This is a genomic window from Saccharopolyspora tripterygii (assembly GCF_054778355.1).
In genome coordinates, this window is sequence record NZ_BAAGZP010000022.1 from 22,400 (window position 1) to 36,532 (window position 14,133).

At 68.8% G+C, this 14,133-nt stretch carries 11 protein-coding genes; 8 read left to right on the forward strand and 3 right to left on the reverse strand.

Going from position 1 to position 14,133, the window contains the following annotated elements:
• Positions 1-4: 4 nt before the first annotated feature.
• Positions 5-799: an alpha/beta fold hydrolase gene (locus ACYVF3_RS17995; RefSeq protein WP_461155383.1), complete on the reverse strand. Its 795-nt coding sequence runs from the start codon at positions 797-799 to the stop codon at positions 5-7.
• A 293-nt stretch (positions 800-1,092) separates the two neighbouring features.
• Between ACYVF3_RS17995 and ACYVF3_RS18000 the strand changes: the two genes are divergently transcribed.
• Positions 1,093-1,839, forward strand: coding sequence for a DoxX family protein (locus ACYVF3_RS18000; protein ID WP_461155384.1), 747 nt, complete (start codon positions 1,093-1,095; stop codon positions 1,837-1,839).
• A 206-nt stretch (positions 1,840-2,045) separates the two neighbouring features.
• On the opposite strand, the gene ilvD is transcribed toward ACYVF3_RS18000, so the two are convergent.
• On the reverse strand, positions 2,046-3,890 hold the full coding sequence (gene ilvD, locus ACYVF3_RS18005) for a dihydroxy-acid dehydratase (protein WP_461155385.1): 1,845 nt from the start codon (positions 3,888-3,890) through the stop codon (positions 2,046-2,048).
• A 189-nt stretch (positions 3,891-4,079) separates the two neighbouring features.
• On the reverse strand, positions 4,080-4,565 hold the full coding sequence (locus ACYVF3_RS18010) for a PH domain-containing protein (protein ID WP_461155386.1): 486 nt from the start codon (positions 4,563-4,565) through the stop codon (positions 4,080-4,082).
• 401 nt (positions 4,566-4,966) lie between these two features.
• On the opposite strand from ACYVF3_RS18010, the gene ACYVF3_RS18015 reads away from it, so the two are divergent.
• The 7 genes from ACYVF3_RS18015 (at position 4,967) to cimA (ending at position 14,058) form a co-directional block, all read left to right on the forward strand.
• Positions 4,967-6,799 (forward strand): acetolactate synthase large subunit, encoded by a 1,833-nt coding sequence (locus ACYVF3_RS18015; protein ID WP_461155387.1) that lies wholly within the window; start codon positions 4,967-4,969, stop codon positions 6,797-6,799.
• Positions 6,800-6,938: 139 nt separating this feature from the next.
• A complete protein-coding gene (ilvN, locus tag ACYVF3_RS18020; protein ID WP_461155388.1) occupies positions 6,939-7,445 on the forward strand; it encodes an acetolactate synthase small subunit in 507 nt (168 codons plus the stop codon).
• A 100-nt stretch (positions 7,446-7,545) separates the two neighbouring features.
• The gene (ilvC, locus tag ACYVF3_RS18025; protein ID WP_461155389.1) at positions 7,546-8,541 is read left to right on the forward strand and encodes a ketol-acid reductoisomerase; all 996 of its coding nucleotides are present in this window, start codon (positions 7,546-7,548) and stop codon (positions 8,539-8,541) included.
• Positions 8,542-8,753: 212 nt separating this feature from the next.
• Entirely contained in the window at positions 8,754-8,999 is a 246-nt protein-coding gene (locus tag ACYVF3_RS18030; protein WP_461155390.1) for a DUF397 domain-containing protein, read from the forward strand.
• A 266-nt stretch (positions 9,000-9,265) separates the two neighbouring features.
• Positions 9,266-10,861 (forward strand): phosphoglycerate dehydrogenase, encoded by a 1,596-nt coding sequence (serA, locus tag ACYVF3_RS18035; protein ID WP_461155391.1) that lies wholly within the window; start codon positions 9,266-9,268, stop codon positions 10,859-10,861.
• Between the two features lie 281 nt (positions 10,862-11,142).
• On the forward strand, positions 11,143-12,186 hold the full coding sequence (locus ACYVF3_RS18040) for a 3-isopropylmalate dehydrogenase (protein ID WP_461155392.1): 1,044 nt from the start codon (positions 11,143-11,145) through the stop codon (positions 12,184-12,186).
• 270 nt (positions 12,187-12,456) lie between these two features.
• On the forward strand, positions 12,457-14,058 hold the full coding sequence (gene cimA / locus ACYVF3_RS18045; protein ID WP_461155393.1) for a citramalate synthase: 1,602 nt from the start codon (positions 12,457-12,459) through the stop codon (positions 14,056-14,058).
• The last annotated feature ends 75 nt before the right edge of the window (positions 14,059-14,133 follow it).

Consider the following 14,133-nt stretch of genomic DNA (forward strand, 5'->3'; position numbering starts at 1 on the left):
GGGGTCATGTCGGTGGCCGCAGCGCCCTGCGCCGAGGACGGGCGTCCGGCAGGGGGAAGCGGAGCCGTCGCACCGGCGGGGGCGGCGGGTCGATCCCCAGGCGCGCGCATTCGACGGCCTCGACGCGGCGGAGGAGCAGGTCGAACTCCTCCCGGACCGTGCCGGGGTCTTCGAACGGGAGGAAGTGGGAGGCGTCGAGCAGCCGCACCCTGGCTTGCGGGAGGGAGCCGATCTGCCGCGCTGCGGTCAGCGGTTCGCCCAGCGGATCGTGGCGCCCGGCCAGCAGCGTGATGGGGCAGGTGATGCGCGGCGGCTCGTCGCGGGCGGACGCGCTCCAGGCCAGCGCGAGTTCGGCGTGCCTGCGCCAGTCGTGCTGCACGAGCCTGCGCAGCGCGACGGCGGTGGTGGGGCGGCGACCGGTCGGCAGCACGCCCACCTGGTGCAGGATCCGGGCGGGCCAGTCGCCCACGGGGAGCTGGGAGATGATGCCTTCCAGCAGGTCGCCGGCCAGCTTCAGCGAGGCCGAGCCCCCTGAGGCCAGCAGCCTGCGGGCCGAGTCGGGCAGGCCCAGGTTGGCCAGCAGCGCTTCGACTCCCGCGGTGGGCGGTCCGGCCAGCAGCAGCAGCCCCCGCACCCGCTCGGGGTGGCGCGCGGCCATCGCCACGGCGGTGGAGGTGCCGCCGGACCACGCCAGGACCACGCAGTCGGGCACGTCGGCGTCGTCGAGGACCTCGACGGCATCGGCGATGTGCTCATCCGGGCTGCTGGCGGAAATGTGCGAGGGGGACCAATTCAGCACCTGCGCCGTGCAATCCAGCGGAAGCAATTCCGGCGCCGAAATGAGTTCGGGAAGCATCAGAACCGCTCGCGGGGCGAACGAACCCGGTGGCCAGGCTTCGCCGAACTCCGGGAAACGCGATCCACCTGCCGAAACATCGGTTCTTCCGGGCGCGCTCTCGCCGAATTCGGGATCCTCCATCTGCACATTTTCCACCTGAACGGACACTTGCGGTATCGAACCTGTCACGTGTCGGAAAGGTTTTCCCTCAAAGGGTCGCACTATCGGGTGAAGATGCCCTAACCTCCTGCGGCGTGAGCATCCATGACGATCGCCCCGGCGGTGCGGGCGGCTCCCCCGACGATCGCAGCTACGGCGCGCACGCCCAGCGGCCGCGCGGCGCCAAGGGTGCGGCCAGGAGCACGCAGAGCCTCGGCGCACGGCAACACAACTACTACGACGAAGACGACGGCTACAGCGACGGCGAAGCGACCTCGCTGGTGGGCGGCGTCGGCGAAGAGTCCGGCTACGCCGAAGAGCTCGGCAAGAAGCGCAAGCCCTTCGCCTGGAACGGTGGAACAGACCTCGGACTGCTGATCCTGCGTTTCGCGCTGGGAGGCGTCTTCCTCCTGCACGGCGCGCAGAAGCTCTTCGGCGCGTTCAACGGCCCGGGCCCGGAAGGCTTCGCGGAAGTACTGTCCGGCATGGGCTTCCAGCAGAGCGCCGCGCTCTCGCTGGTCACCGGCGGCACCGAACTCGGTGCGGGTGCGCTGCTGGTCCTCGGTCTGTTCACGCCCGCCGCCGCGGCCGGTGTGGTGGGCCTGATGGCCAGCGCGGTGTTCGTCAAGCTGGGCGCCGGTTTCTTCAACGCCGACGGCGGGTTCGAGATGGATGCCATCCTCGGTGCCCTCGGTCTCGGCTTGATGTTCACCGGCCCCGGTCGGGTGGCCTTGGACTACGGGCGTGTGTGGTTCCGCCGTCCGTTGGGATTCGGCTTCTTCGGCCTGATCGTCGCGGCTGGCGCGGCTGCGGCGATTCTGATCCTCTTCCACCGCCCCTGAGGCGTGCACCGAAAATCGGGCCCCGCTCCAACCCAGGAGCGGGGCCCGATTTTTCGTGGTCAGGAGATGAGTTCGTCAGGCAAGCACCGAAGGTGCTTTCTCGTCACCCCACCTGGGTGTGTTGGGTGGGGTGGGGAAGTTTTCATGAAAACTTCCCCACCCCACCCAACACAGATCACGTGTCGGCGTCACCCACCCAACGCAGATCACTTGTTCACGTCGCGGACTGCGCCGTAGGAGGCGGAGGTGGCGAGCTTGGCGTAGGCGCGCAGGGCGGTGGTGACGGTGCGCTCGCGGTCGACGGGGTGCCAGGGGTTCTCGCTGGCCTCCATCTTGGCGCGGCGCTCGGCCAGGACCTGCGGGTCGACCAGCAGTTCCAGCTTGCGCTCGTGGACGTCGATGAGGATCTGGTCGCCGTTCTCGACCAGTCCGATCGCTCCGCCGCCCGCGGCTTCCGGCGAGATGTGCCCGACCGACAGGCCGGACGATCCGCCGGAGAACCGGCCGTCGGTGATCAGCGCGCACTTCTTGCCGAGGCCGGAGCCCTTCAGGAACGCGGTCGGGTGCAGCATCTCCTGCATTCCCGGGCCGCCCGCCGGTCCTTCGTAGCGGATGACCAGGACCTCGCCCGGCTGGATCTCCTTCTTCAGGATCGCCGAGACCGCCTGCTCCTGGCTCTCCAGGACGCGGGCCGGGCCCTGGAAGTGCCAGAGCTCCTCCTCGACGCCCGCGGCCTTGATGACCGCGCCTTCCTCGGCGAGGTTGCCCTTGAGCACGGCCAGGCCGCCGTCGACGGTGTAGGCGTGCTCGATGTCGCGGATGCACCCCTCGGCGGCGTCGGTGTCCAGCGACGACCAGCGGTTGTTGGTCGAGAACGCCTGCGTGGTGCGGACTCCGCCGGGTGCGGCGTGGAAGATCTCGAGGGCCTTCTCCGAGGGGGACTCCCCGCGCACGTCCCAATCGGACAGCCACGCGGTGAGGCTCTCGCTGTGCACCGAGGCGACGTCGCGGTGCAGCAGGCCGGCGCGGTCGAGCTCACCCATGATCGCGCTGATGCCGCCGGCCCGGTGCACGTCCTCCATGTGGAAGTCGGAGTTCGGCGCGACCTTCGACAGGCACGGCACCTTGCGGCTGATCTCGGCGATGTCGTCGAGGGTGAAGTCGATCTCGCCTTCCTGTGCGGCGGCGAGGGTGTGCAGCACCGTGTTCGTCGATCCGCCCATGGCCATGTCGAGCGCCATCGCGTTCTCGAAGGCCTGCTTGTTGGCGATGGATCGAGGCAGGACGGTCTCGTCGTCCTGCTGGTAGTAGCGCTTGGAGATGTTCACGACGGTGCGACCGGCTTCCTGGAACAGCTCGCGGCGCGCGGCGTGGGTCGCCAGCGTCGAACCGTTGCCGGGCAGGGCCAGGCCCAGTGCCTCGGTCAGGCAGTTCATCGAGTTCGCGGTGAACATCCCGGAGCAGGAGCCGCAGGTCGGGCACGCGGAGCGCTCCACCTCGGACAGACCGTCGTCGTCGACCGCGGCGTTCGCCGAGGCCGAGATGGTGGTGATCAGGTCGGTCGGTGCGTGCGCGACGCCTTCGACCACGACCGCCTTGCCCGCCTCCATCGGCCCCCCGGAGACGAACACGGCGGGGACGTTGAGCCGCATCGCGGCGTTGAGCATCCCCGGGGTGATCTTGTCGCAATTGGAGATGCACACCAGCGCGTCGGCCTGGTGCGCGTTGACCATGTACTCGACCGAGTCGGCGATGATCTCGCGCGAGGGCAGCGAGTAGAGCATGCCGCTGTGGCCCATGGCGATGCCGTCGTCAACGGCGATGGTGTGGAACTCGCGCGGCACACCGCCCGCCTCGCGGACCGTCTCGGCCACGACGTCACCGAGGTCGCGCAGGTGGACGTGACCGGGCACGAACTGGGTGTAGGAGTTGGCGATGGCGACGATCGGCTTGCCGAAGTCGTCGTCGGTCATGCCGGTGGCGCGCCACAGCGAGCGGGCGCCGGCGGCATTCCGGCCGTGAGTCGTGGTTCGGGAACGCAACTGAGGCATGGGGAGACCTTCTTCGATTCCAGGCTCTGTGCGGGTCGGTGCCAGGTGCGGAGCCGGCGAGAGCTGCAACGCGGACCTTCCCGCTGACGACGCCTTGTGGGCGCTCAGCGTGGCGGTACCGCGACCCTACTCTTGCTCGACGCGCCGTTGACCACGCATGTCGGGCAGATTACGCGCGAACGGCGGTGTTCAGCCCGCGTCGGAGGACTGCGCGCTGGGGTCCGGGAGGTGACCGCGGCTGACCAGCGATACCGCCGGGAGGTCGCGCGGGCGCACGTGGGGCAGCGCGATTTCCGAGCCGCCGGTGGTGCTGGCGCGGACCTTGGACTGCTTGGTGATGGCCAGCCCGTTGAGGGAGTCCCAGGGCAGGGTGCGCGCGGTCGCGAGGCCGCGAACCTTGATCCGCTCGGCGTCGACGGTGGTGCGGGGCCACAGCACGATCCACAGCATGGCCAGCGGCACCAGGAAGACCAGCAGTCCCAGCGGGCCGGCGGTGGTGGCCAGCGGGACCGCGCAGGCGGCGACCGCGAGCACCGCCAGCAGCGATACCCGGGGAGCCCGGAAGTTCAGCGATTCCGGGATTCGGGTCTGCTGCGGCTCCGCGGCCTGCGCGGATTCGGTGCTCTGCGGCTCGGCGGCGTCGTCCCGCCCGGAGTCCTGGGGTGTCTCGCTCACGCCCCGATGCTCTCACCTGGCCGGATCCGCCCTGTCGGGACCCGAGCACCGCAGGGCTTCCCGATGGTTGGGAGGCGCGGAGCGGTGCGTATCACATCGGCCGGAAATCATCCCGGCAAAGGGTCCGTGAACTGGGAAAATCGCGAAAGGGCACGATCGCGTTCGCTCGAACGTGCGCCCAGCATGCGGGATGGGCGTCCCGAATGGTTTGACGCGGTGCGACCAACCCCATTAACGTCCTGGCCATGCTGCGACTGCACGACATTCTCGTACTTCCCCGGCGCGTCGACGCCTGAGGAAGTCCTCGCAGCTGTCGACGCGCCAACCCTCGTCTGGCCCATTCGTGGCCTGCGGGGGTTTTTTCGTGTCCGGTCCCACTCCCAACCACCGAGGTTGACCCGATGACCAGCGCCAACACCAGGCAGAATCCGGTCCCGGCGCCCCCGCCAGGACGCCGACCCAAGCCCGCGCCGCCCAGCGGTGCTCCGGTGAAGCTCACGGGTGCGCAGGCACTCGTCCGCTCCCTGGAGTCCGTGGGTTGCGAGGTCGTCTTCGGGATTCCGGGTGGCACCATCCTCCCGTCGTACGACCCGCTGCTCGACTCCGAGAAGGTCCGGCACGTGCTGGTTCGCCACGAGCAGGGAGCCGGGCACGCGGCGACCGGGTACGCGCAGGCCACGGGCAAGGTCGGCGTGTGCATGGCGACCTCCGGCCCGGGTGCGACCAACCTGGTCACCCCGCTGGCCGACGCCAACATGGACTCGGTCCCGATCGTGGCGATCACGGGTCAGCAGTCGACCGGCCTGATCGGTACCGACGCGTTCCAGGAAGCCGACATCTGCGGCATCACGCTGCCGGTCACCAAGCACAACTTCCTGGTCACCGATGCCGAGGACATCCCGAGGGTCATCGCGGAAGCGTTCTACATCGCTTCCAGCGGCCGTCCCGGTCCGGTCCTGGTCGACATCCCCAAGGACGTCCAGCAGGCGCCCATGTCGTTCTCCTGGCCGCCGGAGATGAAGCTGCCCGGCTACCGGCCGACCAGCAAGCCGCACGGCAAGCAGGTCCGCGAGGCCGCGAAGCTGATGGTCGAGGCCAAGCAGCCGGTCCTCTACGTCGGCGGCGGTGTCATCAAGGCCGAGGCGCACGCGGAGCTGCGGCAGCTCGCCGAGCGCACCGGGATCCCGGTGGTCACCACGCTGATGGCGCGCGGCTCGTTCCCGGACTCGCACCCGCAGCACCTGGGCATGCCCGGCATGCACGGCACGGTGTCGGCGGTCGCCGCGATGCAGCGCTCCGACCTGCTGATCGCCCTGGGCACCCGGTTCGACGACCGGGTCACCGGCCAGCTGTCGTCGTTCGCGCCGGACGCCAAGGTCGTGCACGCCGACATCGACCCGGCCGAGATCTCCAAGAACCGCTACGCCGACGTCCCGATCGTCGGTGACTGCAAGGACGTCATCGCCGAGCTGACCGAGGCCTTCGAGGCCGCCGAGTCCGAGCACGGCACCGCGGACCTGAAGCCCTGGTGGGGCATGCTCGACGACATCCGCGGCCGGTTCCCGCTCGGGTACGCCGAGCCCAGCGACGGCAGCCTGTCGCCGGAGTACGTCATCGAGCGCCTGGGCAAGATCGCGGGCCCCGACGCCGTCTACGCCGCGGGCGTGGGGCAGCACCAGATGTGGGCCGCGCAGTTCATCGGCTACGACAACCCGCGCACCTGGCTGAACTCCGGTGGTCTGGGAACCATGGGCTACGCGGTTCCGGCGGCCATGGGCGCCAAGGCCGGTGAGCCGGACAAGACGGTCTGGGCCATCGACGGCGACGGCTGCTTCCAGATGACCAACCAGGAGCTCGCGACCTGCGCGATCGAGGACATCCCCATCAAGGTGGCCGTCATCAACAACGGCAACCTGGGTATGGTCCGGCAGTGGCAGAACCTGTTTTACGCCGAGCGTTACTCACACAGCGACCTCGGCACCCACAAGCACCGCATCCCGGACTTCAAGCTGCTCGCCGACGCCTACGGGTGCGCAGGCCTGCGGTGTGAGTCCAAAGAGGACGTCGACAGCGTCATCCAGCGGGCTATGGAGATCAACGACCGACCCGTCGTGATCGACTTCGTGGTGGGCAAGGACGCGCAGGTCTGGCCGATGGTGGCGGCCGGCACCGGCAACGACGAGATCATGGCGGCCCGAGGCATCCGCCCGCTCTTCGAGGAGGATGAAGCGTGATCAGCTCTGTGCCAACGGCAGTTCTGCGCAACCGCACCTCAGGGGAACGTGACGCAGGCCGGCCACGATCAACCTCGGAACGATCGATTGGGCGCAACGCGACCAGTCCCATGAATTGCGGAGAGGCGGTGCTGGAGGCGTGAGCAGGCATACGCTGAGCGTGCTGGTGGAGAACGTCCCCGGGGTCCTCGCGCGGGTTTCCGGCCTCTTCTCCCGGCGCAGCTTCAACATCGAGTCGCTCGCGGTCGGCCCGACCGAGCACCCGGAGATCTCCCGGATGACGATCGTGGTCGCCGTCAGCGACCAGCCGCTGGAGCAGGTCACCAAGCAGCTCAACAAGCTGGTGAACGTGATCAAGATCGTGGAGCTGGAGGACGACGCCGCGGTGCAGCGCGAGCTGCTGCTGGTGAAGGTCCGCGCCGACTCGTCGGTGCGCAGCCAGGTCCTGGAGACCGTCCAGCTGTTCCGCGCGAAGGTGGTGGACGTCTCGCCGGAGGCGCTGACCATCGAAGCCACCGGACCCGCCGATAAGCTCGACGCGTTGCTGCGAATGCTGGAACCCTACGGCGTCCGCGAGATGGTGCAGTCGGGAACGATCGCGATCGGTAGAGGCCCCCGCTCCATCACGGCTACTGCGGTCCGCTGACAACCGGCTACCCCGCCACAGGGCCCACAGGCTCACGAGCAAGCGGTTGGCAGGCGCGGCCGACAACCGATGAAGTCCCGAAAGGAAACGCTGAAACACCATGGCAGTTGAAATCTTCTACGACGCGGACGCTGACCTCGGCATCGTGCAGGGCCGGAAGGTCGCCGTCATCGGATACGGCAGCCAGGGGCACGCCCACGCGCTGAGCCTGCGGGACTCGGGTGTGGACGTGCGGATCGGCCTGCCGGAGGGTTCCAAGTCCCGGGCCAAGGCCGAGGAGGAGGGCCTGAAGGTCCTCACCCCGTCCGAGGCCTCCGCCGAGGCGGACCTGATCATGATCCTGGCGCCCGACACCAAGCAGCGCGAGATCTACGCCAACGACGTCGCCCCGAACCTCAAGCAGGGTGACGCGCTGTTCTTCGGCCACGGCTTCAACATCCGCTACGGCCTGATCCAGCCGCCGGCCGACGTCGACGTGGCCATGGTCGCGCCGAAGGGCCCGGGCCACCTGGTCCGCCGCCAGTTCGTCGACGGCAAGGGCGTGCCGTGCCTGATCGCCGTCGAGCAGGACGCCTCGAACAACGCCCAGGCCCTGGCGCTGTCCTACGCCGCGGCCATCGGCGGTGCCCGCGCCGGCGTCATCAAGACCACCTTCAAGGAGGAGACCGAGACCGACCTGTTCGGTGAGCAGGCCGTCCTCTGCGGTGGCACCTCCGCGCTGGTGCAGAACGGGTTCGAGGTGCTGGTCGAGGCCGGCTACCAGCCGGAGATCGCCTACTTCGAGGTCCTGCACGAGCTCAAGCTGATCGTGGACCTGATGTGGGAGGGCGGCATCGCCGGTCAGCGCTACTCCTGCTCCGACACCGCCGAGTACGGCGACCTCACGCGCGGCCCGCGCGTCGTCGACTCGCACGTCAAGGACTCGATGCGCAAGGTGCTCGGCGAGATCCAGGACGGAACCTTCGCCAAGGAGTGGGTGGCCGAGGACGAGGCCGGTCGCCCCAACTTCACGAAGCTGCAGTCCGAGGGCAACGCCCACCAGATCGAAGAGGTCGGCAAGAAGCTGCGCTCGCTGATGTCGTGGACCAACAAGTGAGCTGACGCCCTGCGCGCCGCCGCACGGGTGGCGCCATCGGGGTGAATTTCCGAGCTCTCCGGATCTCTCGGCAGCGTTGATCCGCCTGGCCCGGTGAATCCTCAGATGAGGTTTCACCGGGCCTCGCGCGTTCTGGCGGTGGTCGGTAGGTTTCCGCCGGGCGGGTCTCCCACAACGGGATATCGCTATGAGTGAGGGATACGGTACGCATCGTGAGTGCAGACAACGAGATCGTCGACGATAAAGCGCACGTCCGCGGCAAGCTCGACTTCACGGGCGCTGAGTGGATCGCGAGTACGGACGATCCGGATGAACCGGGCGTGGAGATAGCCTTCGTCGACGGTTACGTGGGGATGCGGAACGGGGCTGACCCGGAAGGGCCGGTCCTCGTCTTCACCCCCGAGGAATGGGACGCGTTCGTCGCGGGCGCCAAAGACGGCGAATTCGACGAACCGTGAAGCGCGGCCGCCGTTCGGGCCTGCTGCCGCCGGCGTGGGCGGCCGGGCCCGTTCGGTGCGCGATCCATTCCCGCACTGTGGAACGGTTTTGCTCGCTCATGGGGGTTGATCTGCGAGAATGCCGGGAAAGCGGAACTTGCGGACATGTTCGATCCAGCGGTGATCCGAGCTACACCCTTGTGAATGCTTTCTCAATCTCCCGTTAAACTTCCAACGTCCGGGCACATCGTCGTGCCGATCGTGATCTTCCAGCTTGGAGTTCGCCCGTGACCAACGCAAGCCGTCCTGTCGTTCTTCTCGCCGAGAAGCTGGCCCCGTCCGTGATCGACGCCCTCGGCGAAGAGGTCGAGATCCGCAACGTGGACGGCACCGACCGTCCGGCGCTGCTCGACGCTGTCGCCGACGCCGATGCGCTGCTGGTCCGTTCCGCGACCAAGGTCGACGCCGAAGTCCTGTCGGCCGCGAAGAGCCTCAAGGTCGTCGCCCGCGCGGGTGTCGGCCTCGACAACGTCGAGGTACCCGCCGCCACCGAGCGCGGCGTGATGGTGGTCAACGCCCCCACCTCGAACATCGTCTCCGCCGCTGAGCACGCGATGGCGCTGCTGCTCTCGGTGGTCCGCAACGTGCCGCAGGCCGACGCGAGCCTCAAGGGCGGCGCCTGGAAGCGCAGCTCCTACGGCGGCGTCGAGCTCAACGGCAAGACCGTCGGTGTCGTCGGCCTGGGCAAGATCGGGCAGCTGTTCGCCGCTCGCGTCGCCGCCTTCGGCACCAAGCTGATCGCCTACGACCCCTACGTGTCGCCGGCCCGCGCCGCGCAGCTGGGCATCGAGCTCGTCTCGCTGGAGGAGCTGCTCAGCCGCGCCGACGCGCTGTCGATCCACCTCCCGAAGACCGCTGAGACGCTGGGTCTGATCGGCGCCGAGGAGCTCAAGAAGGCCAAGCCGAACCTGGTCATCATCAACGCCGCGCGCGGCGGTCTGGTCGACGAGGACGCGCTGGCCGAGGCACTGCGCAACGGCACCGTCGCCGGCGCCGGCATCGACGTGTTCAAGTCGGAGCCCATCACCGACAGCCCGCTGTTCTCCCTGGACAACGTCGTGGTGACCCCGCACCTGGGTGCCTCCACCAGCGAGGCCCAGGACCGCGCGGGCACCGACGTGGCCAAGTCCGTCCGGCTCGCGCTGCGCGGCGACTTCGTCCCGGACGCGGTCAACGTGCAGGGCGGTGCGGTCGGCGAAGAGGTCCGCCCGTACCTGGCGCTGACCCAGAAGCTGGGCCAGCTGCTGTCCGCGCTGCAGGGCGGCACCCCGAGCTCGGTGACCATCGAGGCCCGCGGCGAGCTGGCCGACGAGGACATCTCGGTGCTGCAGCTGGCGGCGCTGCGCGGCGTGTTCTCCGGTGCGGTCGAGAGCCAGGTGACCTTCGTCAACGCTCCGCAGCTGGCCGAGGAGCTGGGCGTCCAGGTCGAGATCAAGACGACCTCGGAGAGCCCGAACCACCGCAGCGTCGTGTCGCTGCGCGCGCACATGGCCGACGGCACCACTGCGGTCGTCTCCGGTGCGCTGTCGGGCCCGAACCAGGTCGAGAAGCTGATCGAGGTCAACGGCCGGCACTTCGACCTGCGGGCCGAGGGCAACGTGCTGCTGCTGGAGTACCCGGACCGCCCGGGCGTGATGGGCAAGGTCGGCACGCTGCTGGGCGAGGTCGGCGTGAACATCGAGGCCGCCACGGTCAGCCAGACCACCGAGCGCTCCGAGGCGATCATGCTGCTGCGCGTGGACCGTCCGGTCGAGCAGGGCGTGCTGGAGCCGATCGGCGCCGCCGTGGGCGCCCGCATCGTGCGCACGGTCAGCTTCGAGTGAAGGTGGATGCCTCGGCAACGAGGTGTCGCTGAGTAGGTGCGCTACCGACGGTTCGCGCGCTGAATAGCTCGGAAGCGTGAGAAGGGGTCGTCCCTGCTCAAGGGACGGCCCCTCACGCGTACCTGGAACGAAACAGTCCGTCACTCTAGTGGGTGTCCCACAGTCCGGGACTTATCATCCACTCGGTGGGCCCGGCGTGCCGCGAGGCGTGGACATGCCGGTAGCCTTCGGCTCAACAGTTCGAGCCCCGCAGTTCGGGGTGGTTCTCGGGAGGTGTGTAGATGCGGCTCGCTGTGATCCCCGGCGACGGGATCGGGCCGGAGGTCGTGGCCGAGGCACTGAAGGTGCTCGGCGAGGTGGTGCCGGACACCGAGATCACCCGTTACGACCTCGGAGCCGCTCGCTGGCACGCGACGGGGGAGCTGCTCCCCGAGTCCGTGCTCGGTGAGCTCCGCCAGCACGACGCGATCCTGCTCGGCGCGGTCGGCGACCCATCGGTGCCCAGCGGCATCCTGGAGCGCGGTCTGCTGCTGCGGCTGCGGTTCGAGCTCGACCACCACGTGAACCTGCGCCCCGCGCGGCTCTACCCGGGCGTGAAGAGCCCGGTGGCCGACCCGGGCGAGATCGACATGGTCATCGTGCGCGAAGGCACCGAGGGCCCGTACGCGGGCAACGGCGGCCTGCTGCGCAAGGACACCACGCACGAGATCGCGACCGAGGTCAGCATCAACACGGCGTTCGGCGTCGAGCGGGTCGTGCGTGACGCGTTCGCCCGCGCCGCCTCGCGGCCGCGCAAGCACCTGACCCTGGTGCACAAGACCAACGTCCTCACCCACGCCGGCTCGTTGTGGTCGCGCGTGGTCGAGGAGGTCTCGCTGCAGTACCCGGACGTCACCGTGGCCTACCAGCACGTCGACGCCACCACGATCCACATGGTCACCGACCCGAGCCGGTTCGACGTGGTCGTCACCGACAACCTCTTCGGCGACATCATCACCGACCTCTCGGGCGCGATCACCGGTGGCATCGGCCTGGCGGCCAGCGGCAACATCGACGCCACCCGCCGCAACCCGAGCATGTTCGAGCCGGTGCACGGCAGCGCCCCGGACATCGCCGGGCAGGGCGTGGCCGACCCCACCGCCGCCGTCCTGTCGATCGCGATGCTGCTCGACCACGTCGGGCTGACCGAGGCGGCCAAGCGCGTCGAGGCCTCGGTGGCCTTCGACCTGGCCACCCGCGACCACTCGTCGCCGGGCGCCACCTTCGCCATCGGCGACCGCCTCGCGGCGCTGGTGTCCTCGCACGAGGTCGTGCCCCAGCCCTGATCTTCACCTGGGTTCCGAAGGGCGTCTCCCGTTGGGGAGGCGCCTTTCGGCCTTTCCGGATCGTGAGAACTCCGCCGCGTTCGATGGACATCGGCGGGTGAGGTGTGCAGCATGGAGTCGTGGCTTTCCGCAGTGTGATCATTATTGGCGAGCGCGTCGGGTAAACATCTCCACTTCCCGACGCGCTGACCTCTCGCATTCGCGGGGGGTCTTTTTTGTTGCCTGCGCCAAGTCCGCGCCGAACCGATCGAACCGACGGGAGACATTCCAGTGACCCGCACCAAGCCGGCCGGCACGCCCCTGGGCGACGACTTCCACGTCTACGACACGACGCTGCGCGACGGCGCGCAGCGCGAGGGGATTTCGTACTCGGTCACCGACAAGCTGGCCGTCGCGCGCCTGCTGGACGGACTCGGGGTCGGGTTCATCGAAGGCGGTTGGCCCGGAGCGCTTCCCAAGGACACCGAGTTCTTTCACCGCGCTGCGCAAGGGGAACTCGAACTCGACCACGCCGCGCTCGTGGCGTTCGGCTCCACCCGTCGCGCAGGCTCCAGAGTGGACGACGATCGTCAAGTTGCCGCACTGCTGGACTCTCGCGCCCCGGTCGTGACGCTGGTGGCCAAATCGGACCGCAGGCACATCGAGCGCGCGTTGCGCACCGACATCGCCGAGAACTGCGCGATGGTCGCCGACACCGTCCGGCACCTCGTCGACCACGGCAGGCGGGTTTTCGTCGACGCGGAGCACTTCTTCGACGGGTACGCGTTCGATCCCGACACCTCGCTGCGCGTGCTCGACGCCGCCGCGGGCGCGGGTGCCGACGCCGTCGTGCTGTGCGACACCAACGGCGGTCAGCTCCCGCTTCAACTGGCCGACACCGTGCGGGAAGTCGTCGCGCGCACCGGGATCCGCGTCGGCATCCACTGCCAGGACGACACCGGTTGCGCCGTGGCCAACAGCGTCGCGGCGGTGCAGGCCGGTGCCACCCACGTGCAGTGCACCGCCAACGGCTACGGCGAACGCGCGGGCAACGCTGATCTGTTCACGGTTCTGGGAAATCTGGGCATGAAGCTCGACATGCCGGTGCTGCCCGAGGGCAAAATGGCTGAACTGACCCGCGTTTCGCACGCGCTGGCGGAAATCGCCAACCTGGCGCCCGACACCCACCAGGCGTACGTGGGTCAGTCGGCGTTCGCGCACAAGGCGGGGTTGCACGCCAGTGCGATCAAAGTGGACCCAGAGCTCTACAACCACCTCGACCCGGCCGAAGTCGGCAACGGGATGCGGGTGCTGGTGACCGAGATGGCCGGTCGCGCCAGCCTGGAGCTCAAGGGCGCCGAACTCGGCCTGGAACTCTCGTCGGAGGCCGTCGGGGGAGCGGTGCGGCAGGTCAAGGAGCTCGAAGCGCGAGGCTGGTCCTTCGAAGCGGCCGACGCCTCGCTGGAGTTGTTGCTGCGCCGGGAGATGACGGGTTCCGATCTCGAAACACCGTTCGAGCTCGAGTCGTACCGGGTGATGCTCGATCACCGCGACGACGGCGAGGTCGTCTCGGAGGCGACCGTGCGGGTCAGCGTGTCGAGGGAGCGGGTGATCGCCACGGCGGAGGGCAACGGTCCCGTCAACGCCCTCGACGCCGCGCTGCGCAAGGCACTCGTGCCGCACTTGCCGTGGCTGGAGTCGGTGGAGCTGACCGACTACAAGGTCCGCATCCTCGTCGACGAACCCGGCACGGACGCCGTCACCCGGGTGCTGGTGGAGTCCCGCGACGGCGAGCACGAGTGGACCACCGTGGGTGTGCACGCGAACATCGTGGAGGCCAGCTGGCTCGCGCTCTGCGACGCGCTGATCTACAAGGCCTGCGCCACGATGTGACGGCACCCTCCCGCCAACCCGGAATGCGGTGGCGGGTTCCGGTGTCCGAGTATGTTGGGCGCGGGTTCCCACCAC

Bases quoted from the DNA above. Each gene is read 5' to 3' on its own strand.
- ilvD (WP_461155385.1), bottom strand. From the start codon at position 3,890: ATGCCTCAGTTGCGTTCCCGAACCACGACTCACGGCCGGAATGCCGCC.
- ACYVF3_RS18015 (WP_461155387.1), top strand. From the start codon at position 4,967: ATGACCAGCGCCAACACCAGGCAGAATCCGGTCCCGGCGCCCCCGCCA.
- ilvC (WP_461155389.1), top strand. From the start codon at position 7,546: ATGGCAGTTGAAATCTTCTACGACGCGGACGCTGACCTCGGCATCGTG.
- ACYVF3_RS18040 (WP_461155392.1), top strand. From the start codon at position 11,143: ATGCGGCTCGCTGTGATCCCCGGCGACGGGATCGGGCCGGAGGTCGTG.